At 40.3% G+C, this 23,406-nt stretch carries 26 protein-coding genes; 15 read left to right on the top strand and 11 right to left on the bottom strand.

Going from position 1 to position 23,406, the window contains the following annotated elements:
- Nucleotides 1-15 precede the first annotated feature (15 nt).
- Complete coding sequence (locus tag KVT11_RS17715; RefSeq protein WP_048001242.1) at nucleotides 16-477, bottom strand: CarD family transcriptional regulator; 462 nt, start codon at nucleotides 475-477, stop codon at nucleotides 16-18.
- A 250-nt stretch (nucleotides 478-727) separates the two neighbouring features.
- The gene (locus KVT11_RS17710) at nucleotides 728-1,777 is read right to left on the bottom strand and encodes an NAD(P)-dependent alcohol dehydrogenase (RefSeq protein ID WP_116307473.1); all 1,050 of its coding nucleotides are present in this window, start codon (nucleotides 1,775-1,777) and stop codon (nucleotides 728-730) included.
- Between the two features lie 223 nt (nucleotides 1,778-2,000).
- Here KVT11_RS17710 and KVT11_RS17705 point away from each other — a divergent pair, with 223 nt between their 5' ends.
- Entirely contained in the window at nucleotides 2,001-2,402 is a 402-nt protein-coding gene (locus KVT11_RS17705; RefSeq protein ID WP_017366673.1) for a MerR family transcriptional regulator, read from the top strand.
- Between the two features lie 42 nt (nucleotides 2,403-2,444).
- Here the strand turns inward: KVT11_RS17705 and bglS are convergent, their stop codons facing one another.
- On the bottom strand, nucleotides 2,445-3,176 hold the full coding sequence (gene bglS, locus KVT11_RS17700) for a beta-glucanase (protein ID WP_007496444.1): 732 nt from the start codon (nucleotides 3,174-3,176) through the stop codon (nucleotides 2,445-2,447).
- Between the two features lie 244 nt (nucleotides 3,177-3,420).
- Complete coding sequence (locus KVT11_RS17695) at nucleotides 3,421-4,140, bottom strand: alpha/beta fold hydrolase (protein WP_225310485.1); 720 nt, start codon at nucleotides 4,138-4,140, stop codon at nucleotides 3,421-3,423.
- 205 nt (nucleotides 4,141-4,345) lie between these two features.
- Between KVT11_RS17695 and KVT11_RS17690 the strand changes: the two genes are divergently transcribed.
- The 6 genes from KVT11_RS17690 (at nucleotide 4,346) to KVT11_RS17660 (ending at nucleotide 10,786) form a co-directional block, all read left to right on the top strand.
- Nucleotides 4,346-4,918: a TetR/AcrR family transcriptional regulator gene (locus KVT11_RS17690; protein WP_035390350.1), complete on the top strand. Its 573-nt coding sequence runs from the start codon at nucleotides 4,346-4,348 to the stop codon at nucleotides 4,916-4,918.
- A gap of 78 nt (nucleotides 4,919-4,996) precedes the next feature.
- A complete protein-coding gene (locus tag KVT11_RS17685; protein ID WP_008346741.1) occupies nucleotides 4,997-6,436 on the top strand; it encodes a DHA2 family efflux MFS transporter permease subunit in 1,440 nt (479 codons plus the stop codon).
- Nucleotides 6,437-6,625: 189 nt separating this feature from the next.
- Nucleotides 6,626-7,519: an alpha/beta hydrolase gene (locus KVT11_RS17680; RefSeq protein WP_144684598.1), complete on the top strand. Its 894-nt coding sequence runs from the start codon at nucleotides 6,626-6,628 to the stop codon at nucleotides 7,517-7,519.
- 149 nt (nucleotides 7,520-7,668) lie between these two features.
- A complete protein-coding gene (locus KVT11_RS17675) occupies nucleotides 7,669-8,046 on the top strand; it encodes an MmcQ/YjbR family DNA-binding protein (RefSeq protein WP_048001239.1) in 378 nt (125 codons plus the stop codon).
- Nucleotides 8,047-8,157: 111 nt separating this feature from the next.
- The gene (locus KVT11_RS17670) at nucleotides 8,158-8,919 is read left to right on the top strand and encodes an SDR family NAD(P)-dependent oxidoreductase (RefSeq protein WP_008346737.1); all 762 of its coding nucleotides are present in this window, start codon (nucleotides 8,158-8,160) and stop codon (nucleotides 8,917-8,919) included.
- 718 nt (nucleotides 8,920-9,637) lie between these two features.
- Nucleotides 9,638-10,786 (top strand): type II asparaginase, encoded by a 1,149-nt coding sequence (locus KVT11_RS17660; protein ID WP_217609103.1) that lies wholly within the window; start codon nucleotides 9,638-9,640, stop codon nucleotides 10,784-10,786.
- A gap of 34 nt (nucleotides 10,787-10,820) precedes the next feature.
- On the opposite strand, the gene KVT11_RS17655 is transcribed toward KVT11_RS17660, so the two are convergent.
- Both KVT11_RS17655 and KVT11_RS17650 read right to left on the bottom strand, forming a co-directional pair.
- The gene (locus KVT11_RS17655) at nucleotides 10,821-11,714 is read right to left on the bottom strand and encodes an alpha/beta fold hydrolase (RefSeq protein ID WP_035390346.1); all 894 of its coding nucleotides are present in this window, start codon (nucleotides 11,712-11,714) and stop codon (nucleotides 10,821-10,823) included.
- A gap of 56 nt (nucleotides 11,715-11,770) precedes the next feature.
- The gene (locus KVT11_RS17650) at nucleotides 11,771-12,223 is read right to left on the bottom strand and encodes a MarR family winged helix-turn-helix transcriptional regulator (protein WP_007496431.1); all 453 of its coding nucleotides are present in this window, start codon (nucleotides 12,221-12,223) and stop codon (nucleotides 11,771-11,773) included.
- Between the two features lie 321 nt (nucleotides 12,224-12,544).
- Between KVT11_RS17650 and KVT11_RS17645 the strand changes: the two genes are divergently transcribed.
- The 6 genes from KVT11_RS17645 to KVT11_RS17620 all read left to right on the top strand — a co-directional run bounded on the left by KVT11_RS17645 (nucleotide 12,545) and on the right by KVT11_RS17620 (nucleotide 19,822).
- Entirely contained in the window at nucleotides 12,545-13,150 is a 606-nt protein-coding gene (locus tag KVT11_RS17645) for a TetR/AcrR family transcriptional regulator (protein WP_017358446.1), read from the top strand.
- 31 nt (nucleotides 13,151-13,181) lie between these two features.
- A complete protein-coding gene (locus tag KVT11_RS17640) occupies nucleotides 13,182-14,378 on the top strand; it encodes an MFS transporter (RefSeq protein WP_017358445.1) in 1,197 nt (398 codons plus the stop codon).
- A gap of 140 nt (nucleotides 14,379-14,518) precedes the next feature.
- Nucleotides 14,519-15,550, top strand: a complete 1,032-nt coding sequence (locus tag KVT11_RS17635; RefSeq protein WP_017358444.1) for an acyltransferase family protein — start codon at nucleotides 14,519-14,521, stop codon at nucleotides 15,548-15,550.
- A 149-nt stretch (nucleotides 15,551-15,699) separates the two neighbouring features.
- Nucleotides 15,700-17,877: an MMPL family transporter gene (locus KVT11_RS17630; protein WP_116307483.1), complete on the top strand. Its 2,178-nt coding sequence runs from the start codon at nucleotides 15,700-15,702 to the stop codon at nucleotides 17,875-17,877.
- 104 nt (nucleotides 17,878-17,981) lie between these two features.
- Nucleotides 17,982-19,166, top strand: a complete 1,185-nt coding sequence (locus KVT11_RS17625) for a sensor histidine kinase (protein WP_116307485.1) — start codon at nucleotides 17,982-17,984, stop codon at nucleotides 19,164-19,166.
- Nucleotides 19,167-19,171: 5 nt separating this feature from the next.
- Nucleotides 19,172-19,822 carry a response regulator gene (locus KVT11_RS17620; RefSeq protein ID WP_017358441.1) on the top strand — a complete coding sequence of 217 codons (651 nt, stop codon included), beginning with the start codon at nucleotides 19,172-19,174 and terminating at the stop codon, nucleotides 19,820-19,822.
- A 59-nt stretch (nucleotides 19,823-19,881) separates the two neighbouring features.
- On the opposite strand, the gene KVT11_RS17615 is transcribed toward KVT11_RS17620, so the two are convergent.
- Nucleotides 19,882-20,298 carry a hypothetical protein gene (locus KVT11_RS17615; protein ID WP_035390341.1) on the bottom strand — a complete coding sequence of 139 codons (417 nt, stop codon included), beginning with the start codon at nucleotides 20,296-20,298 and terminating at the stop codon, nucleotides 19,882-19,884.
- On the bottom strand, nucleotides 20,295-20,735 hold the full coding sequence (locus tag KVT11_RS17610; protein WP_116307488.1) for a LytTR family DNA-binding domain-containing protein: 441 nt from the start codon (nucleotides 20,733-20,735) through the stop codon (nucleotides 20,295-20,297). The genes KVT11_RS17615 and KVT11_RS17610 overlap by 4 nt, the downstream gene beginning before the upstream one ends.
- Before the next feature lie 161 nt (nucleotides 20,736-20,896).
- Here KVT11_RS17610 and KVT11_RS17605 point away from each other — a divergent pair, with 161 nt between their 5' ends.
- The gene (locus KVT11_RS17605) at nucleotides 20,897-21,685 is read left to right on the top strand and encodes a GNAT family N-acetyltransferase (RefSeq protein ID WP_116307491.1); all 789 of its coding nucleotides are present in this window, start codon (nucleotides 20,897-20,899) and stop codon (nucleotides 21,683-21,685) included.
- Here KVT11_RS17605 and KVT11_RS17600 read toward each other — a convergent pair.
- On the bottom strand, nucleotides 21,677-22,150 hold the full coding sequence (locus tag KVT11_RS17600; RefSeq protein ID WP_008346715.1) for a GNAT family N-acetyltransferase: 474 nt from the start codon (nucleotides 22,148-22,150) through the stop codon (nucleotides 21,677-21,679). The genes KVT11_RS17605 and KVT11_RS17600 overlap by 9 nt on opposite strands.
- Before the next feature lie 51 nt (nucleotides 22,151-22,201).
- Between KVT11_RS17600 and KVT11_RS17595 the strand changes: the two genes are divergently transcribed.
- Nucleotides 22,202-22,471, top strand: coding sequence for a YesK-like family protein (locus tag KVT11_RS17595; protein WP_217609102.1), 270 nt, complete (start codon nucleotides 22,202-22,204; stop codon nucleotides 22,469-22,471).
- A gap of 12 nt (nucleotides 22,472-22,483) precedes the next feature.
- Here KVT11_RS17595 and KVT11_RS17590 read toward each other — a convergent pair whose 3' ends face one another.
- A complete protein-coding gene (locus KVT11_RS17590) occupies nucleotides 22,484-23,008 on the bottom strand; it encodes a GNAT family N-acetyltransferase (RefSeq protein WP_008346711.1) in 525 nt (174 codons plus the stop codon).
- On the bottom strand, nucleotides 23,005-23,400 hold the full coding sequence (locus tag KVT11_RS17585; RefSeq protein ID WP_008346708.1) for a VOC family protein: 396 nt from the start codon (nucleotides 23,398-23,400) through the stop codon (nucleotides 23,005-23,007). The genes KVT11_RS17590 and KVT11_RS17585 overlap by 4 nt, the downstream gene beginning before the upstream one ends.
- Nucleotides 23,401-23,406 lie beyond the last annotated feature (6 nt).

Genomic DNA, 23,406 nt, shown 5'->3' with positions numbered 1-23,406 from the left:
AGCAGGTAGACAATATTAGCAGAAACTCTTGATTTGTTTTTCAGTGATTCCTTTGATGACTTCTAGCTCACTAAGCAAATAACCATGAGCATCGTCAAGCATTTTCTTTTCGCTTGCATTCAGTTTTTTTTCTTTCTTCATTCGCATGAGATCACGTACCACTTCAGCGCCTTCTAGTATGTGGCCCGTTTTTATTTTGTCTGTGTTGATTTTATATCTCTCTTTCCATGGCAATAACTTATCTGATGTTCCATTTTGGAAAGTGTGTATGATGTTCTTTAAGGCAAGTATATCTGTAACTGGTCTTATTCTTGACCTTGACATCTTCCTTGTAGGAATCATCACTTTCATATGGCTAACGGCCATTTTAATGACATAATACTGTTGTTTTTCATCAGAGAATTCTTTTTCTTCTATGGCTTCAATTATACCTGCTCCGTGCATTGGATAAACAATGTTATCACCAATTTGAAACATATCATCCGCCTCCATATCATGTATCTACTTTAAGGGTATCACACTTAGAGGTAAAATAATCAAATTTTTAATAATAACATGTTTATTTATTTTCTGTCAATAAATTTGGTTCTGAAAAAGTGAGGTTTTTTCATGAAAATTTCGGGTGGTTTTTGATCATATCCTCAAGAATCCTTGCTACAAGAAAAACAGAATATCCATCATTAAAAAAAGACCAGACATTGAGCTGGTCTTTCCAAATAGAATCCGATCATAATGTTGAAATATCAATCACAAACCGATAACGCACATCACTATTGAGCACACGTTCATATGCTTCATCGACTTGGTTTGCGTTGATCACTTCAATTTGTGGTGCGATCTTGTGAGCAGCTGCGAAATCGAGCATTTCTTGTGTTTCTTGGATGCCGCCAACGAGTGAGCCGGCGATGCTGCGACGTCCCGTAATTAATGAAAACACATGGAAGTTGTCTGGCTTTGGTGGTGCACCGACGTTTACTAATGTTCCATCAACACGAAGTAAGGACAAATAGGCATCCACGTTGATATTGGCAGAGACGGTATTGAGAATGAGATCATATTGACCGGCTAGTGTCTTAAACGTATCAGAGTCACTTGTAGCAAAATAGTCTTTTGCACCAAATGACAGCGCCTCTTCTTTTTTATTTATAGAGCGGCTTAATACAGTCACTTCTGCGCCAAGTGCGCGTGCAAATTGAATGGCGACATGACCTAGACCGCCCATTCCGACAATCGCCACTTTCTTTCCAGGCCCAGCCTTCCAGTGTTTTAACGGAGAATACGTTGTGATGCCGGCACAAAGAAGGGGGCTGGCGACATCGAGGGAAAGCTGGTCAGGAATATTGACAACAAATCGTTCTGTCACAACAATTTTCTGACTGTAGCCGCCGTAAGTTGGTTCTCCATCATAATCCAGGTTATTATAAGTTTGAACGACTCCTTTTTTGCAATATTGTTCATCTCCATTTTGGCAATATTCACATGTACCGCAAGAATCGACAAAACAACCGACGCCTACACGATCACCAATGTTGAATTTCGTGACAGCATCCCCAACAGCTGAAACAACTCCAGTAATCTCATGACCCGGAACCATTGGGAAAATACCGCCGCCCCATTCATCAAAGGCACTGTGGATATCTGAATGACAGATCCCGCTAAACTGAATATCAATTAAAATATCATGTGGACGAAGTGCTCTTCGTTCAATGGTTGTCCGTTCAAAGTTTGCTTTTGCATGGGAAACACTTAAAACATTTGATTGGTGCGTCTGACACATTCTGGATCATCCTTTCAAAAGTAAGATTCGGTCCTTCCTCTATACTGTACGTCTTAAAGTGAACTTTAAGTCAACATAGAACCTTCTGATCGCTTGAATTCAGGCTTTAGCATCAACCTTGAATCAAGATTTGAGCCAAAAGTATCTTGTCTTCTCGATAAAAATAGAGATGATGGGAAAAGGGAGATCGTCAAGTAAGAGAAAGAAGAGAAGGGTGAAAACAATGAAAATAGCACAAGCCGCCAAGCAGCTCGATTTATCTACTGCTACGCTCAGGTATTATGAGAATATAGGTTTAATTAGACCGATCAGGCGTGATGAAAATGGTGTTCGTGATTATACAGAAGAAGATATTCAGTGGATAGAATTTATTAAATGTATGAGAAATGCGGGTCTGTCAATTGATGCTCTTAGAGAATATACGGCTTTATTTATCGAGGGAGAGGATCGTACATTGTCCTCAAGGAAGCGTATTTTGGTCAATGAGAGAGAAAGACTCGTAGACAAACAAAAGGAAATCGAAGAAACGATTAAACGGTTAGATTACAAGATTGAAAGTTATGAAGATATTATCCACAGTTATGAACAAAAACTAGTTCATCAATTAAAAACGAGCTCTATTTAAATGAAGAAAAACCTGTGACTTGTCACAGGTTTTGTGATGTGGTTATCTTTTTGTGTAACGCACCCAATTGTAATGAGCGTAAAGTGGAGTAACACCGTTGTAGGAGCCGAGCCATTCATCGACACCTGCACCATTCCATAAGTTCATCATAATCTTTCCTGGTGTTTGAGGGATTTGAGTAGTAGCCGTATGTTTTAATTGACCGTCCACATACCATTTAATCGAGTTAGGCTGCCAGTCGAACGCATATGTGTGATAAGAGTTTGCTGCATCAAAACCAAGGTTGACGATTTTTTCATGATTTCCGACACCATTGGTATAATAGTTGAATTGTACCTTCGTGGTATCTTTTCCGAGAAACTCAATGTCAATCTCATCCCAAGGTGTACCATCCGTCGGTCCAGTATAAGTAAAGAACGAAGATACGATCCCAACATTTTTGGCTGGTTTCATGCTGACTTCATAAAGTCCATAGCCATATGTTTGAACGGAGCGGTTTTCCCCACAGTCAAACTTATTATACGAAGGACTAGTGAGCGATAATCGCATTTCCCCTAACGACGTCATGGAGACATTGTTTGCGCGCCACGTACAGTTAAACATATTTCCGTTCGAGTACCCATCAGCTTTTTGCCATAACCCGGTATTGTAATTGTTAAAGGGTTCATAGAATGATCCACCAGTTTGTGCCGAGGCACCAGCTGTAAATGTGGACAAGCTCAAGCATAACCCAGCGACAAGCAGCATCAGCATCCGTTTTACACGATAAGACATATAAGCATTCTCCTCTCCTTTTTGGAAGCGCTTTCTTAATTGATCATACATGATTCTTGTAAAATGGAAAATCGGTCTAATTTCTGATATTAAGCAGTTGAGTTTGATAGAATCTTCTCTTATTTCATGGGAATTGAGGTATCAATAGAAAAGGATCAAAAACGCCAGTAGTGATGATTGGGTTTTTCATCCTTTACATATGTTTTCTCTTTTTCATCCCAAAATATTTATCTTATGCTGTTTACTATCTTTCTGTAACTGCGATATCTAATAAACAGTCCACAAGCTCTTTTTTTCTAGAATAGAAAGGGAAATGATCGGCATCAAGGGTATAGATGCGCTCAAAAGGTTTAGTGGCATACATTTGTCTTTGCAAGTCAATCGGAATGGAGCGATCATTTGTTGTTTCAATATAGACACTGGGCACTCTTCCAAATCTTTCATTGGTTAATGAAACTTGATCTTCAAAAGGCTGAACAGGCTGTGGACGTATTTTCTTTTTAAACAATTGCAGATCTTCCTCCGAACTTTCGTTGAGCATATCCTCCGCAATGAATTCTTCCATTAATGTGATGGTCTGATTCTTTTCGTCAAACGTTGCTTTAGGACCGCCTGATGCGATATCACTAATAGCTTGTCCGTTTTCAGGAACAAATGCACAGACATATACTAGTTTTTTGATCTTGTCTGGAATGTTCTCAGCTACTTGTGAGATCACCATCCCGCTCATACTGTGTCCAACTAAAATGACGGGTTCATCTATTTTTTCAATCGTTGTGACGACTTTGTTTACATAGCTCTCTAATGATACGTCCTGTGGAAGCGTGGCGTCTTCTTCACTGCCAGGTAAATCAATTGCTATCACTGTATGACCTTTCTGTTGAAGAGAAGGTTTTATTTGGTCCCAGCACCAGCTTCCTTGGAATGCACCATGAACGAATAGGAATGTATTCAATCCAATCACCTCAATCACTTTTTGTAACCATTATAGTTACAACAGGTGGATCAGTCAAATGATAGTAAAAATCGCCAGAAAAGAATGATTGACAAAGCGGACAGTTGTCCGTAAGATAATACCGGGACAATTGTCCTAAATGAAACCTAAAGAGCCTTGATTCAAAACATACAAATAGATGTGATGTGGATGAAGCTAGAGAAGGTGAGGTAGCATGGAAAAGGATATTGGAAAGGAAATTGAAGAGGTCGCTTTTTCTTTGTTTCAAGAGTTTGGTGTAGAGAATGTCAGTATGCATAAAATTGCTAAAACAGCTGGTGTTGGACAGGGTACTCTTTACCGCCGATATGCCAATAAAAGTGATTTATGCCTTTCGATCCTTGGAGAAAAATTTGAACAACTGATCCCTGCTTTGCATCTTTACTTAAATAAAATAAGTGATCAGCCGGTTCAAGATCGTTTGCAATATGTTCTCGAGGAGATCCATCTCATCGTTGGTCATCACTTAGACTGGATTCGGATGCTGACGATCTCTGGAAATTTAGAGCAGACAAGTAAAGTATATGATTGTCATTACAGTCAATCACTCAAACAAATCATTCGTGATTTGCTCGAGGAAGCGAAAGTAAAAGGAGAAGCGAACATACAAGACATTGAGTTGACGACATTATGTATGTCCTCTCCAATGACGCCTGAACTCATGTTTTATATTCATGAATCCGGCTACTCAATTGAAAAAATTGCACAATTCGCTGCGGAAAGACAGGTTTTGTCTGTCTTTTCCTAGACATGAAGTGGCTCATTTCTGTCCAGCCTAACTACTTATGGTTTATCAAAATTGAAAAAGAAAAGGAGCCAACTTAATATGAACAAACAGCAAACAGCAGCTTCCGACATTCGAACGCTGCCCATTATTATTTCATTTATCACAGCTGGATTTATTGGACTGTTTAGTGAAACGGCACTCAACATGGCGCTGAGAAGTTTAACATTAGACTTTGGTATTGAAGCAACGACTGCTCAGTGGCTTACAACCGGCTATTTATTAACACTAGGGATTCTTGTTCCAATTTCAGGCCTCATTCTTCAATGGTTTACAACAAGACAGCTTTTCATTACCTCACTGGTCTTTTCGATCATCGGTACATTTATTGCGGCCGTTGCACCTGTCTTCAGTATTTTAATGGTGGCACGTGTGGTGCAGGCAGTAGGAACAGCCTTGCTTCTTCCATTGATGTTTAATACGATTTTGGTTATCATTCCGCCTCATAAAAGAGGTAGATCAATGGGGATTATCGGTCTTGTCATTATGTTTGCCCCAGCAGTGGGTCCAACGGTCTCTGGTCTCATTCTTAAATCGTTAACATGGCATTGGATTTTTTGGATTTCGCTTCCGTTATTGGTTGCTGCACTTGTATTTGGGTATATTTTTATGCAAAATATTACGGAACCCACAAGACCGAAAATCGACATTTTATCGATTGTGTTATCAACCATCGGTTTCGGTGGAATTGTGTATGGCTTTAGCAGTGCCGGTGAAGGCGGCGGCTGGAGCAGTATGCATGTGATTGTGGCGATTGTTGTAGGTGTCATTGGCATTCTTGTGTTCTCCCTAAGACAGTTAAACATGAAAGAACCGATGTTGAATTTAAGCCCATTTAAATATCCAATGTTTGTGATCGGGTTACTTCTGATCTTAGTGTGTATGATGGTGATGCTGTCTGCTATGATGATTTTGCCATTATATCTGCAAACGTCCTTGGCACTTTCTACATTTACAGCAGGTTTAATGCTATTACCAGGTGGAATTATCAATGGACTGCTATCGCCAATCATGGGTGGGCTTTTTGATAAATTTGGGCCGAAGTGGCTTGTCATCCCAGGCCTTGTCATCGTTGCAGCGACCATGTTTGGCTTCACGAACTTAAGTGTGAATACGTCCATCGGTTATATCGTGACGCTTCATATTACGTTAATGATCGGAATTGCGATGATCATGATGCCTGCTCAAACAAATGGATTAAATCAGCTGCCGCCAGAGCTATATCCGCACGGTACAGCGATTATGAATACATTGCAGCAAGTATCAGGAGCGATTGGGACTGCGGTTGGTATCTCGATCCTTTCATCAGGAGCTCGCAGCTTTATGGAAAATGTGGCTGATCCCGCAAATCCAGTCAATCAGCTGCTCGCCTTTACAAATGGCGTCCAGCATGCCTTTATCTTTGCTGTCATTATGACAGTGATTGGCTTGGTGATTGCTTTCTTTATTAAACGAGTGAAAGTCGAACAACAAGTATCATAATATATGAAAAGCACTGAGGACTTAGCGCCGCAGTGCTTTTTTTATTTATTCATAGGGGGAATGTTTGTTTCAAAGGAGCTGAAAATGGGGAGATAGATAAAAAGCAACGACTCTCTGACGACATTGAAGGAAAAGGCGAAATTCGTAACGAATGGATAGAGATAAAAGAATAAGATAGGAGCTGAGATCATGAACTTAGACGAACAAATCAAAATGGCTGAGTCATTACGTCAACCAGCTGAAGATTCATTAGCTGGTCAATCAGAACTAAAGCCAGTCCACCCTCCTGAAGTGAACAAAATGGAATATGATATCCCAACGGGTGCTGGTGAAACAAAGGTGTGGGTATTTAAACCTGTGAAAACATTGAAACAACCCCTACCTGTTTTCGTGAATTTGCATGGGGGCGGTTTTATCCTTGGAAGTGCTGAAATGGATAATCATTGGTGTCCGGTCATAGCAGATCGTGCGGAGTGTATCGTCGTCAATGTGGAGTATCAGCTGGCACCGGAGCACCCTTTCCCGGCCGCTCTTCATGAATGCTACGATGTGATGAAATGGTTATATGAACATCCTGAAGAACTACAAATAGACCCAAATCGATTAGCCATTGGTGGACATAGTGCAGGTGGGAATTTGGCAACAGCGGTTTGTTTGCTTGATATCCAAAAAGGGAACAAACTTCCGATTGTCTATCAAGTGCTTGACTATCCCCCACTTGATTTAGCTACTGATCCAGCACAAAAGCCAGCGTTTGAAGAAGCAATTCCAGTTGAAATGGCGAGACTGTTTAATGCCTTCTACCTGCAAGGTCAAGATCCGCACAATCCGCTCGTTTCTCCAGTCTTTGCAGAGAGAGAAGTCTTAGCACAAATGCCTCCAGCTCTTGTTATCACAGCTGAGAAAGATTCACTAGCTGAAGAAGCTGAGCATTATGCAGGCAAGTTAAAAGAAGCAGGGGTAGATGTCACATACAAACAATTTAAAGGAGTCCCACATGCGTTCACTCATGCCGGAGATTTAGAGATAGCTGAAGAGGCTTGGCATCTGATGAGCGATCAGCTTAAGAAGGCGTTTGAATAAGAAATATTCGGATATCAGTAAAAAGCACAGACTTTTTTTCTGTGCTTTTTTTGTGTTCTTGCTGACGTCTTGAAAAGAAGTGTAGATACAACAATCGCAGTAGTCGATATAATAGTAAGATAGAAGACATCTAAAAAGGAGCTAATAGAATGAAAAAAGAGACACTACAGGCATTTTGTCTTTCTTTACAAGGAGCAACCCACGACTATCAACCTGAGTGGCAGGCAGATCGTTATCATATAGGTGGAAAGATGTTTGCCATGATGGGGGGAGACGTCGATCGCAAACCAGTCATCACTTTAAAATGTGATCCGCAACGTGCTGAAGAATTAAGAGAAATGCATGAAGGAATTATTCCCGGCTATTACATGAATAAGACGCATTGGAATTCTATTTATCTTGATGCAGATATTCCATCTTCATTTGTCGAAGAGCTAATTGAACATTCCTATCAACTGGTTTTTCACAAATTAACAAAAAAAGCTCAGCAGGCTATCCTCCAACATAATTCAAAAGAAACCGATTAAATGCTGAACGTTCAGTTGTTCATGTCTCTTTGAATCTCTTCAAAATTGACTAGAGTCACATGCTCTCGCTATACTTTAAACAGCTAGAAGATACGAATAGGGGGATATACAATGGGCTATACAGTCATTACAGGAGCAAGTTCAGGTATTGGATATGAAACGGCTTTGGCCTTTGCAGCAAGAGGAAAAAATCTGATCTTAGCTGCACGCCGGCTTGATAAACTCCAAGAACTGAAAGAAAAGATTCTAGAAACATATCCCGATATTCAAGTGAAAATCCAGTCTGTTGATTTAACAGACAGAGAGCAAGTGTATTCTTTCTATGAGTCATTAGCTGGTGATGAGCTGGATACGTTCATTAATAATGCTGGGTTTGGCCATTTTGGTTCAATAGGAGAGCAGGATGTGAAAAAAATCGGGGACATGCTTCATCTCAATATTGAAGCGTTAACAATTTTATCCACTCTGTTTGTCCGTGATTATGAGCAAAAAGAGGGGACGCAGCTAATCAATATCTCTTCAAGAGCGGGTTATACCGTCGTCGGAAATGCTGTCACTTATTCAGCAACGAAATTTTATGTGAGCGCCTTTACAGAAGGGCTGGCCCTAGAATTGAAAGAAAAAGGAGGCAAATTACAGGCAAAAGTATTAGCGCCTGCTGCGACAGAGTCGGAATTTGCAAAGCGTTCATTAGATGTCGATCAATTCGAATATGAAGGCACTATCAAGAAATATCACACATCAAAAGAAATGGCAGCGTGCTTGCTTGAACTTTACGACAGTTCAAAAACAGTTGGTATCGTTGATGGGAAGACATTTGATTTTGAATTGAAGGACCCCATTTTTTCACACGCTGGCACAAGCATGAAATAAAAAGTTCCAATCACTGAGGATAGATTCTCTTAGTGATCAGCAGGTCACCGAGCCGAAAGATGTCTTGGATAATGTGGAGCGCTGTCAACACATACTAGAATAGATAAAAACACCTACACATTAGGTGTTTTTTTTATGCATTCTTTGATGAATGAAAGAATCGCAGGTCCAGTAGATGAGACTGCTGACAATTATGATCGGAAGGGATGTGGAGCTCTCAATTCCATCCATAACAAAAAGCATGACAATCATTGCTATCAGTAAGTAAGCCGCTAAATAAAGAGGATGAAAAGCCTTGGGCTGTAAAGAAAACAACAACTGTAAAGGTACCGCAAAGATGAAATAATAAACAAAAAAGATGGGAGTGTAAAGCAGCATAAACGCAGGCTCGCCCTGAATCGGTGGATATACACATACGAACAAGCTGAGTAAAATGGAACTGAAGAATAGTGTGAGTAGGATTTTGTAAAATGGTTGAACGGAACGCACTGTATGTACTCCTTTTTTGTGAGATTTCCTATATTTTATCATAAATGGGTTGAGAACAATTTCTGAAGTCAATTTAGGTATTATGGTATAAATAAATTTTGATAATAGTGCCCTTTTTCCTTTATTTGGTTCTGTGACTTTCACCTCATGCTGATGAATGAAGGAATGGTATAAAGTAAACCCTATAGACAGATAATTATTCATCACATTTAAGAAAAGAGATGATCTTATGAACGTAACAAAATGGTTTGGTGCTGCCCTTCTTTCTGTTTCACTATTGGTGACCGCAGCTTGTGCGAACGATAGCACTCAAGAGAATAATCAAAGTAATCAAGAAAGCACTACCAGTGAAACAAAAGAAAAAAACACGGCTGTTGAGACAGGGAATAAATCTTTATCCAATATTAAGGTGCTGGCAACAGGCGGAACGATTGCCGGTAGTTCAGACAGTAATACAGATACGACTGGCTATAAATCTGGTGCACTTGGAATCGATAAAGTCATTGCTTCTGTACCACAGCTGAAGGATATTGCAAATGTCACGGGTGAGCAAGTAGCCAACGTCGGCAGTGAAAATGTGGATAACGCTCTGCTTTTAAAATTAGCGAAACGAGTCAATCAGCTTTTAAATGATGATCAAGTGGATGGCATTGTGGTGACACATGGTACAGATACATTAGAAGAAACGGCCTATTTTTTACATTTGGTTGTAAAAAGTGATAAGCCTGTGGTGGTCGTGGGTTCCATGAGGCCAGCATCTGCCATTAGTGCGGATGGCCCGCTTAACCTGTATCATGCAGTGAAAATTGCTTCGACAAAAGAAGCCAAAGGCAAAGGTGTAATGGTGACATTAAATGACCGAATTGCCTCTGCTCGTTTTATTACGAAGACAAATACCACCACAACCGATTCGTTCAAGTCTCTTGAGCAAGGGTACATTGGAGAAGTGGCGGGTGAAGTTGTCTCTTTCTATAACGAACCGACAAGAAAACATACAGCTGACAGTGAATTCGATATTTCCAAGCTAAAAGAGCTGCCGCAAGTGGATATCTTATACGGCTATCAAAATGATCAAAAGTATGTGTATGATGCTGCCGTTAAAGCAGGAGCGAAAGGCATTGTCGTTGCCGCCGCAGGAAATGGAACGATGTCAACAGAAGCGATCAATGGGGCAACAGATGCAGTGAAGAAAGACGTGGTGATTGTGAGGTCAAGCCGTGCAGGAAATGGCATTGTCACACATGAAAAAATGGATGATGAACATCATTTTGTCTCATCGGATTCATTAGATCCACAAAAAGCACGCATTTTACTCATGCTGGCTCTGACGAAAACAAAAGATCCAGATAAAATTCAATCCTATTACGAGCAGTATTAAAAAGAAGAAGACCCGACGAATCATTGGGTCTTTTTTATATGTGTACCTGATGTTCAGCCCGTTTTTTTAAAGAGAGTAAAATGTCTCTCCAAACATCATCTATATCAGTCAGAAAATGTCCTGCTTGCTCGATATAGTGCGTTTTGGCGTTTGGAATGTTGGGAGCAATGCTTTCTATCTCTGCAAAAGGGGCCATCTGATCCTCTTTTCCATGCCAGACATCCACAGGGATTTGTATATCTTTCATATCGAATGCCCATGACCGTGAGAGTAAATCTGGTTCATGAATACATTCATCAACCGATTGACGAGTAGCTTCGTATAAATGCCGCATCATCAGCTCCAGTTGCTCATCGGTTTGAAGAAATTGCCGATCCGAAGGATGTAAATGTTTGTTCCCTTTTTTCGTTAGTTTCTTGAATTTCTCTGGTTTCTTTTCAATGAGTTTTTTCTGAGCGCGATAGCTTGCCTTTAAGAGCCAAGGCATTCTTTTACTGAGGAAAAAGGCAATCTTGTTCTCCTTTAGCATACTTTTAGGCGGTTTACCATCCTGAAATGGGGTGGTACTTGAGACGAGAGCAGCTGAAAGAATGCGGTCTGGCAATTGATAGGCACAACCAGCAGCGAATGCCCCGCCTCCAGAGACACCAATCACTGAAAAATGGGAGATATCAAGATGATCGGCCACTTCCTGTACGTCTTTTGCCCAGTCTAAAATGGTGCGGTCAGGTTGCGGATCAGATAAACCAAAACCAGGTCTGTCTAAAGAAATAAGACGAATGCCAAGCTCTTTTGAGATTGGATCATCATCTAAAAACATCACTCTCGATCCAGGTGTCCCATGAAAAAAGAATACTGGGAATCCTTCAAGATCACCGTATTGAGACAAACCAATATGACGTCCATCTTGCAAATGAATCCTGTCCATTTGATCATCCCTTTCATCGTTTATCTAACTTACATATTCATGCATGAAACGCCGGGTTAAGGCGTTTCTTTCGCAATTTGATAGATTTTTTCGTAAAGCGATAATAATGTTTTTAGATCTTCTTTTGAAAGCTGGGCATAGTATTTTTGAATAAGATGCAGCTGAATTTTTTCAATATCTTTATGATAGTCATGGCCCTTTTGAGCAAAATCAACAATGATTTCTCTACGGTTATGTGGATTAATCTCTCTTTTCACATATCCAAGCTGTTCAAGCTTTGATATGAGCTGGCTAGCGGCACTAGATGAAATGGAGAAATAATCAGCCAGTTCATTGATTGTTCTCGTCTTCGACCGCAGCAATTCAAGGGTCAGTTCTTGTTTGCTTGTTAAATCTGCATACTCATTTTTTAAGAATCGTTGATACTCTTCTACATAGATAGAACCTAGTGCGTTTGAGTACTCAATGATTTTTTTGCTGTAATGAATGATATCCTCATCCAATGACATCACCTCTTTTCTCCTATATTATATGCGATCTTAATATTTAAGTGAAGTTAAATGTTAAGGAAAATTAAATAAAAAGAGAATAGACTTGATGAGAAAATGACCTCTATCTCCACTTTTCATCAACAATGGACAAAGAATACTTCCTGTTTGGTGATGGCATAAATGATCGTTTTGTTTGTTTTCACTTAGATTCACTCCTTTGGAAGTCGGGACTTTTTCATTGAATTATGGGCGATCTCCATTTATAATAAAAAAATAAACCAACTGGTCGGTTTTATTTGTCCGTGTGAAGAAAAGCAAGGTAGAAGGGATTGTTCATAGATGACAAGTGCACAGAGCGGGGCTGGAAAAAGTGAAAAGACGAAGCAGAAAATTGTCACCGCTTCACGTGATTTATTTGCGAAAAAAGGATATTCGGAAACATCCGTGCGAGATATTCTAGAGGCGGCTGAGATTAGTAAAGGCAACCTCTATCATCATTTTAAAGGAAAAGAGTTTTTGTTCCTTCATATTATGGAAGAGGATCATCGATTCATGATGGAGACGTGGCATGAAGAGAAACAAACGCTGCACCGGGCCATTGATAAGCTCGCAGGGTTTGCAGAGCTACTTAGTCAAATGGGGATTAACTATCCTTTAATGAGAGCAAGTGAAGAATTCTGTGCCAGTGCATTTACATCAGATGAAGTCATGGAGCGGCTGAACAAGATTGATGTAGACTTTGATGATGTGATGAGAGACATCCTGCTTGAAGGAAACGAAGATGGCAGCTGGTCGATTCAGCATGTTGAATCAAAAGTGAAAATATTACTTTCTGTATTCTATGGATTAGACGTGTTATATAAAAATGACACGATGCAGCAGAAAAAGGAATTACAAAAAGAGGCGATCTCATTGTTTATTCACGGAATCAACCATCATGAGTAACAAGTGAGTCAGTAAAGGGGAAACAAACATCATGCAAAAACCGATTCGTGAGCAAAAAGCCGTACTTGTTATTTTATTAAGTAATATATTTATTGCGTTTTTAGGTATCGGTCTGATTATACCTGTCATGCCGCTCTTTATGAATGTCATGCATTTAACGGGCAGTACGATGGGATATCTTGTGGCGGCGTTTGCCGTTGCACAGCTTATCGCATCACCTATTGCGGGAAGATGGGTAGACCGATACGGAAGAAAGATCATGATTGTGTCAGGCCTTTTTCTATTTGCGTTATCAGAACTCGTTTTTGGCTTAGGAACACACGTATATGTTCTGTATTTTGCAAGGGTTCTTGGCGGTATTAGTGCAGCATTTATCATGCCGGCTGTCACCGCTTATGTCGCCGATATCACGACTGTTCAAGAAAGATCAAAGGCAATGGGGTATGTATCCGCTGCTATTAGTACCGGATTTATCATCGGCCCAGGAATTGGCGGATTTATTGCAGAATATGGCGTTCGCCTGCCGTTTTTCTTTGCAGCAGGGATTGCATTTATTGCTGTGATTTCATCTATGTTTATGCTGAAGGAACCATTAACAAAAGAAGAGCGAGAGAAACAAATGGATCAAGTGAAAGAATCGACCTTCTTTAAAGACTTGAAAAAATCGATTCATCCAAGCTATCTCATTGCTTTCATCATTGTCTTTGTGCTGGCGTTTGGACTATCTGCATATGAAACGGTCTTTAGCTTGTTTACAAATCACAAGTTTGGATTTGGTCCGAAGGATATTGCGATTATCATTACCGTCAGTTCAATTGTAGCCGTCATCATCCAAGTCCTCGTGTTTGGTAAAATGGTGAATGCGCTTGGGGAGAAACGAGTTATTCAACTATGCTTGATTGTTGGAGCAGTTCTCGCTTTTGTTTCTACAGTCGTGTCAGGCTTTATGGTTGTGCTGATCGTGACGTGTGTGATTTTCCTTGCGTTCGATTTATTGCGCCCTGCACTCACGACCTTCTTATCAAAAATCGCTGGCAATCAGCAAGGATTTGTCGCAGGGATGAACTCTACCTACACAAGTCTTGGTACGATTTTTGGCCCGGCACTTGGCGGTATTTTATTCGATCAAAATATTCATTTCCCATTCCTGTTTGCAGGTGTTGTCTTATTTCTTGGATTAGGCTTAACCCTTATTTGGAAGGGGAAGGCGACGGTTGAATCTGATTAGATGAGGGGCTCTAACTAGGGCTCTTTTTTTTGTTCCTTTTGGATAGATGATTGAAAAATAATCACAAGGTCCCTGTTGATAAGGTGTTATACATGTTAATCTAATACATGTTTTACCAAAATGCAGGAGGAGGATGTTCAATGCAAATTAAAGAGATTTTTTATATTCGGTGTATCTCGTGTTTGAGTGTTGTGTTCATTCATGCAATAGCCATTTTATCTAGCCCCCATTCATCATCTATTCTTGTAGCACTACTCATGTTCAGTACCCCGAGTTTTATTTTCATTTCTGAGTTTTTATTGGCTCATGCTTATCCGAATGGTACCCCTAAAGGATTTATGTGGAAGAGGGTGAAAGCCATCTTTTTCCCATTTGCTTTTATTGGGATTGTCGATGGTTTCTTGCATTCGGCATCGTTAAATGGAGGGGCAGTTGACTTTTTTAAAAGAGCTTCAGCAAATGTCTTATTAGGGAATTATATTGGTTATTTTGTTCTGATTATTTTTCAATTTTACTTTTTGCACATGTTTTTCCACAAAATGGCTAAGCGTACCTCAGCCAAATGGGTATTGCCGATCTCCTTTATCATCACAGTTGGTTATTTAAGTGTCATGAACCTCGTCAAAATCCCACAACCTCAATTACCTAATCCAATGTTCGGCTTAGAATGGATTCCATTTCCAGGGTGGTTGTTCTATTTTTGTTTAGCCTATTATTGTGGAGCGAATTATCAGCAGTTTATCACAAGACTTCATCGTTTTAAGTATGCCGTGTATGGACTTGTTTTGATTTCAGCAGCGACCCTTCTAAGTAATTCATATGTAGGTTTTTTCGAGTCTTCTTCTAAGAGACCAGACGTTGTTCTTTATACAGTCAGTATTGTCTTCTTATGTTTTCTCTTGTTTTCTAAAGTGAAAAGCGTTCCACCTTTCGTAGCTGTCATTAGTCAATATTCATTCACCATCTATTTGCTTCACGGGTATTTTCTAGGTATCTCTGTGTTACTATGGGGACAATTAAAAGATTATCCATTCTTTGTAGGGACAATCATCATATCAGCACTTGCAATTGCAGGACCTATCCTATTGTCACGGATAGCAAATCATTATAGATATGGCTATATGTTTGTCGGTAAAATCAACAGAACGAGGCGAAAAACAGTCGCTTCATAAACGTTTTAAAGGGGATCTTAAGAAGATGCCCTTTTTTTGTTGCCTAAAAGTACAATGCTTCTTGCCCGAAAGTACAATTTCAATCGACCATCTCATTGCTTAGAATAAAAAGATGAAGTTCACGAAGTTGAAGAAAAAGGAGTAAGTGAATGGCAAAATTTTTATATCATTTAGGAAAAAGTGCTTTTTCTAAGCCGAAACGGATGATTATCGGTTGGTTACTTGTTTTAGTAGCTGTTGTGGCGGCAACAATAGGGACAGGTGTTTCATTTAATGGCGATATGTCGATTCCAGGAACAAAGTCAGAAAAGGCAATGGATCTCTTGGAGAAAAAGTTCCCAGCAGGTGATGATGGCGGGACGATTCGTCTGATCTTTAAAGCACCTAAGGGTGAAACATTAGAAACAAAAAAAGTAAGAAACAAATTGAACGAAACGATCAAAGAAGTCAAAAAGGATAAAGCAGTCAAGCAAGTGACGGATTTATATCAGACATTTGCTATTAGTAAGGATAAGAAAATAGGGTATGCGGATATTACATACCGGGTAAAGGCGGATGAGGTAAAAACATCCTCAAAAGAGAAAGTATTAGATAGTATTAAGATTTCAAGAAAAGCTGGCATCCAAACAGAATTAGGCGGCTCCGTCACATTCTCAGAAATTGAGGTAGGCGGGATTTCGGAAGTCATAGGTATTGTCATGGCCTTCTTTATTTTAGCCTTTACCTTCGCTTCACTATTGATTGCAGGACTACCGATCTTGACGGCTGTCATTGGGTTAATAATCGGCGTGATGGTCATATTAATTACCTCAAATTTTGTTGATATGTCTGCATTTAGTCTTACATTAGCTGTGATGATTGGACTTGCAGTAGGAATTGATTATGCATTATTTATCATTTCTCGATATCGACAGTTATTAGCAGAGGGTTATGAATTGAAAGAAGCAGCTGCTAGAGCTGTTGCTACAGCAGGCAGTGCTGTATTGTTTGCAGGTGTCACCGTCGTGATTGCACTATGCGGACTTGTATTAGTCGGTATACCATTTTTAGGCGTTATGGGTCTTGTAGCTGCATTCATGGTACTATCAGTTATGCTTGTGTCTCTAACAATTGTTCCTGCGATACTAGGGATTCTTGGTGATAAAGTAAGCCCTTCAAGAAAGAATAAATGGTTTTCTAAATTACAATCACAACAAAAAGAAGAAGCCACAGCTTGGGGAAGGTTTATCAAGAAGTATCCAGGTAAGATCATCCTAGGTGTCATTGTATTGACTGGTCTACTCAGTTGGCCAGCACTTCATATGGAGCTAGGTCTTCCTGATAACGGCATGAAGGGGAAGGAAACAACTGAACGCAAGGGCTATGACCTGTTAGCAGAAGGGTTTGGTAAAGGGTTTAATGGGCCACTGGTTGTTATCATTGATGCCTCCCATGCAAATAACGCAATTAAATCTATTGATAAAACAACAAAAGTATTAGAGAAGATGGATGGCATCAAACAAATGGCACCGTCTGTTCCTAATCCATCGGGTAAGTACGCCATGCTGACCATCTTACCGAAAAGCGGTCCGGAAGATAAGGCAACAAAGCAATTAGTCAAAGATATACGAAATGAATCTAGTCAGACTGCTGCAAAGTATGATACGAGATTACTTGTTACTGGTTCTACGGCGGTTAATATAGATATTTCAGATAGACTCAGTGAAGCGTTACCGAAATTTGCAGGAGTCATTATTGGATTTGCTTTGATTTTGATGATTCTTGTGTTTAGGTCATTCCTTGTTCCATTAAAAGCGGTTTTAGGATTCCTTATGACATTGACCGCTACACTAGGTTTTTCTGTCTTTGTTTTACAGGATGGACACCTTGCGCCATTGTTTGGAATACCAGCAAATGGACCATTGTTGAACTTTATGCCTGTACTAGTGACAGGAATATTATTTGGTCTTGCAATGGATTATGAGGTCTTTTTAGTCAGTCGAATGAGAGAAGATTTCCTTCTATCGGGCGATGCGAAAAAATCCGTTGTATCAGGTTTGAAGCATAGTGGAAGAGTAGTGACGGCCGCAGGCTTCATCATGATCCTCGTCTTTGCTAGCTTTATCTTTGCAGATGACATGATCATTAAAACAATGGGATTAACGTTGGCATTCGGCGTTCTGTTTGATGCATTTGTCATAAGAATGACTTTTATCCCAGCTTGTATGATGCTGATCGGACGCGCTGCTTGGTACTTACCCAAATGGTTCGAAGGCTGGCTTCCACGTATAGACATTGAAGGTGAGTCTATTTCTCAGAAGGATGAGAAGGAAGAAAAGGTGATTTAGTCACTGGTAGTCTTACATGGTATGATTGATGAATACCGTCATTACCTCGATAAAGGGTGGGCGGTATTTTTTGAGTGAATATGAGGCTCGGATGGTGATTATTTATGGCGAAACGACGGGTAGACCCTTTTAATGAAATGATCTATTCGCGGATTCCAACATTATTATGGGTTATTCTTGTTTATATAGCCGCAATGATATTTCAGTTTTTAACCACCCCAGTAGCACTTTCTGGCCTGTTTTTTTCTGCACTTATTGCCATACATTTGATTCTGCATTGGTGGTCATTTTATTGGTTTCAGCAGAATCCATGGGTATATTTTCTGATTCAAGGAATTGTGATTCTACTTTGTGTTTCAGTCATGCAGGCGGCTTCCCCTGTGATCTTAATTGGTCTGTTACCAGTACTAATTGCGCAAAGTATTGGGGTATATTATCATACATTGAAAGTGATATTGACAGGGCTTAGTTTTTATGTTCTTTTTTTTCTTGCCCTTATTTTGGTCAATGATACAGATGATTTGACTGTATACATTCCTATTTTGTTTTTGATTCTAATTGTGGTCATCGCATACTCCATTTTATTTTTTAGACAAGTCAAAGCTAGAATTCGTACACAAACATTTTTAAAGGAACTTGAATTGGCACATCAACAAGTGGAAGAGCTGACACTTGCAAATGAGCGTCAAAGAATGGCGAGAGATTTACATGATACCCTTGCACAAGGGCTGGCAGGTATTATTATGCAATTAGAAGCGGTCCATGCCCATTTAGAGAATCAGAATGTTGAGCGTGCTCAAAGCATTATTAAAGGTTCAATGAGCCATGCGCGGACGACATTAGGTGAGGCGAGATTGGTCATTGACGACCTTCGAACATACAGCCAGGATCAATATGACTTAGCTGATTCTGTGAAAGATGAAGTGAATCGGTTTATGACGGCGACGAATATTCCAGTTCATACAAAAGTGGCTGTCTCTTATCAAGTGTCCCCTTTCCTCATCGAACATACTGTATACATTGTCAGTGAATGTTTGACGAATATTGCCAAGCATGCCAAAGCAAGTAAGGTCGAATTGATGATGAAGCAACAAGATGATCACATCTCCTTGCAAATCACAGACAATGGAGTGGGTTTTGATGAGAAAAAACAAGAATCCACTTCCGGGCATTACGGTCTAATTGGTATGTCAGAACGTGCCCGACTGCTTGATGCACAGCTACACTTGAAAAGTGAAAAAAATGAAGGTACACAAGTGACGGTAACCATACCTTTGAAAAAGGAGTAAAAACAATGTCTTATCAAATTGTGATTGTCGATGATCATTTTGTTGTTAGAGAAGGATTAAAATTAATTCTTGAGACAGATCAACGATTTGATGTTGTTGGTGAAGCAGAGGATGGAGCAAAGGGTTTAGATATCTTGAAAGAGAAGGCTCCAGACCTTGTATTACTTGACCTCAACATGCCTAACATGAGTGGGCTTGAGATGTTAAAAGAGATGCAGTCTCTTCAATTAAAAGTACCGGTCCTGATTCTCACTACCTATAACGAAGAGAAATTAATGATTGAAGGGCTGCAACTTGGAGCAAAGGGCTATCTTTTAAAGGATGCCAGCAGAGAAAATTTATTTTATACAATTGAAGCAGCTATCAGAGGGGATATTCTTCTTCAAGCAAACGTCGCTGCTAAAGTATTTGAATCAACAGAGCATCAAGTGACTCCGACCCATTTGAAAAAAGAAATAAACATGCTGACTGAAAAAGAGATGCTTGTCTTGCAAGCAGTGGCTAGAGGATATCGAAGTAAGGAAATTGCATTTGATATGGGGATTTCCGAGAGAACTGTCAAAGCTCATTTAACAAATATTTATCAAAAGCTGGAGGTCACTTCAAGAGCGGAGGCAATTAAAGCAGCAGTGGAATTAGGGGTGATTCATTTTTAGAGAGAATGAGTTAGCAGCAGAATAATAGAAAAGAGACCTTTCAAATAAGGTCTCTTTTTTTAAGGCTGCGGCTTCAGGTGATTCAGTGCCTGCGCCAGTTTTTGATTTTGTTGCTTTTTGTAAAATAGAAAGGCGATGATATGGCCTACTAATGTGAGAAAGGCTATACCGATAAAATAAGGCATGATCCATTCGAGCAGTGTAGTCGAATATAAAGCGACGGCTCCTACTTGAAACCCTAAATTGACGACAGTGGAGATGAGAATGTTGATGGGTGCTGGAAAGGTAAAGTAGTTCCATAGTAAAGGATACATGACCCCAAAGACGATGCCTGCCAAAGTACCGATGGCAATGATGTGCCACACGTAATGAAAAGGGATAGAGGATGACCATTGAGTGATGGACAGGATGAGTGTCAGCCATACGATAGAGACAAAAGCTGTTTGCATAAATTGATGTTTTAGTTCCTTGATCATTTGAATCGCTCCTTTATATATTTGGCGTAATGACGACTGACGGTGTAGCTGTTTTTCGAGATGGTTTCGACCTCTAAGCGAGCGTACGTACCAGCGACAAAGCTGTCGACTTGCGCTAAATTGAGAATGACTGCATTGTTGATACGATAGAAATGTTCACGCTCTAACGACTTCAGATCCTTCAGCCGTTTACTGAGAAAATACGTCGTTCCTTGAGTCGTGATCACCTTTGACAGATGTCCAAGCGCAGAGATCGCTTCAATTTGTTCTAATGGTAAAAGAGACTGCCGATCATTTTTTGGATCTTTGACCGTTAGAGATGTACTAGTCTCCAGCATTGATACAATTTTTTGTAAACGTTCTTGATTATGTGGATGGCTGATGACGTCTACTTCCGTCACATCCTTTTCTTGATTCCAGATCAAACGAAATTTCATCCATAAACCTCCTCTCACAATGAGCATAGCAATAGATGAAAGCGAATGCGATGGAATGTTGCTTTGATGCAGAAGAATTCTTTTTGTTGCAAAGATTCACTGCGAGTCTACGGCTTTCCTTTATAATGAAAAGATACTCGTTCGTGAATGGAGGGATGATGTTGTATCTTGTAGATCAACAAAGGACAGGAGCGGTGAAAGAGGAAATTCTGCGGATTGATCCTGCCTATCCAGTGTTCGTAGATGCGATACTCGATGGCGTGATACAAGGAGATTTATATGTGGATCACCGAGATCACCCGTGTGTCTATTTTGCAGGGACGACAACCGGCATTTATTATGTCGCAGGCAGGACAGAAGCAGCACTCTCATTATGTTCAACGTTCATTGTGGATGTTTATAAAAAGCAGAAAAGAGAGAACGGACGTTTCACTTTGTTTTCAGCAAATCCAGCATCAGATGAGATGATGAAAAAATGCTTCGGTTCCCAACTGAATGAAATGAAAAGACATGCGTATTCTTATGACTTGACCTCTCCTGATCTGATTGTGCCTGATCAAGATGAAATGATTAAACGCACGAATGAACAAGTCATTGCCGCTAGCAAAGTATTCCCATCCAGCTATTATGAAGCATATTGGGGAGGAGTAGATCACTTTTTATCTAATGGCGTCGGAGTTGCCATCTTAAATGGTGAAGACGTGGTCAGTGAATGTATCTCTATTTTTTCAAGTGAAAAACGTGTGGAAATCGATATTTGGACAGATGAAGCCTGCCGTGGAAAAGGGTTGGCTTTGTTAGCAGCTCAGCAAATGATCAGCATCTGTGTTGAAAAAGGGAAGACACCGCATTGGGATTGCGATGTCCATCACGCAACCTCGGCCAAATTGGCAGAGAAGCTAGGTTTTCAGTGGACAAAGACGTATCGCTTATTTTATGCCTCACGCTGAAAAGGTTTTGAGATACCAAGCATCCATGGCAGAATGCTCTGAGCCTTCAATCGGTGCAGGAAGAAGAGAAAAGTCATACCGTTGATAAAGGCCAGTAGCAGCTGTTAATTCACTGCGGGTTTCTAAATAACAAGCATCGTAGTATGTAGCAGCATATTGGAGGGCCGTATCCATCAGTTTCTTGCCCGCACCTTTGCCTTGTGCTTTTGGGCTTAAATAAAGCTTTTGCAGCTCACAAATGCCATCTGTGAAAGGGGCAATGCCAACGCCACCAACAATTTCACCATGTTCTTCGGCAATCCAATAGGCTGCATGAGTCAATGATTGATAGTATTCGAAAAGCTGATCAAGGTGTGGGTCTGTGTAGGCTGTACCTTCAATCGCAAGATTCGCTGATTCTAATGACTGGCGGATAATGGCCGCGATAAAAGGATTGTCCTGCTTTTGAATCGGTCTAATATTCATTGTAAAAACCTCCGTTGTCATAGGATAAAAAAGAAAAGGAGTGGATGCGATATGTTCTGGCTGCAAACCGCTATTTTTACTGTCATTGTACTCTGTCTCTCGTGGTGGGCAGGAAAAAGACGCAGGCATCGCCATGCTGGGCTGATTGTTCCGATATGTATCACTATGTTTGGATTGCTCTTATTGATCGGCAGTTTCTTCATTGGCAGATGGGAAGGGATGGCGCTCAGCATATCAAGCGTCTCTATCGTTCTCTCTTCTATCATTTGTTTGATCATCGTTACAGGGGTTCATCTGTTTAAAAAAGATGACCCTTCGTAGGCTGGGACATCTTTATGATTTGATTCTATCGTATTCCTCACGAAGGATGCCCATCATGATGACATCCGAATAAGCACCGTTGAAATAGAGCGCTTGACGTCTTTTTCCTTCATATTGAAATCCGGCTTTCTCATAGCTTCGAAAGGCTCGTGGGTTATGGGAAAAAACTTCAAGCTCAAGCCGATTGAGTTCTAACGTCTCAAAGGCAAATGTTTGAACCATCCGAACAGCCTCAGTGCCATATCCTTTGTGAAAATGCTCTGGTCCATGTAGCGCAATGCGGAAACTTGCCGTATGGTTTATCGGATCAATATCCACAATCGCCGCATCCCCGATCATTTCTTTCGTGTCTAGCAGACAAATAGCAAAGTCTCGTCTACTGTCATCCTGCAGAAAACGGGTATAGGCTGAACGAATTTCTTCTAGTGTGAACGTTTTGCGTGTGCCAGTCATATAAAGTGTTTCTGCATGCTGGCATCCTCTATGAATACCAGGATAATCTTTTTCTTCAATCGGTCTCAAAAATAATCGAGTCATGATGGATCAGCCTCCTCTATATATCGGGAGATTTCAATTAAGTTCATATCAGGATCACGGATATAAATGGATTCAATCGGACCTAATGCACCAGAACGTCTGACTGGACCTTCTTCAATTGGAACAACCTGCTTTCGAAGATGAAGCAATAAACTGTCTATATCTAAATCGGTGATAAAACACAAGTCAGCAGATCCAGGCTGGGGATGAGCAGCTTTTGGTTCAAATTCATGACCCGCTTCATGAAGGTTGATCTTTTGTAAGCCAAAACGAAGGGCTTTACGGCCTTCTCCAAAAGTTTCTTCCTTCATTCCTAATACGTTTGTATAAAAGCGAATGGTTTCCTCCATATGTTGTACAGTCAACACGATATGATCAAGTCGTCGTATCATCAGTCT

Origin of the sequence: Bacillus sp. GbtcB10 (assembly GCF_019091365.1) — a bacterium.
Classification (GTDB): Bacteria; Bacillota; Bacilli; order Bacillales; family Bacillaceae; genus Bacillus; species Bacillus altitudinis.
Note: the sequence above shows the minus strand (reverse complement) of the source record. Positions and strands in the feature narration are given on the sequence as shown.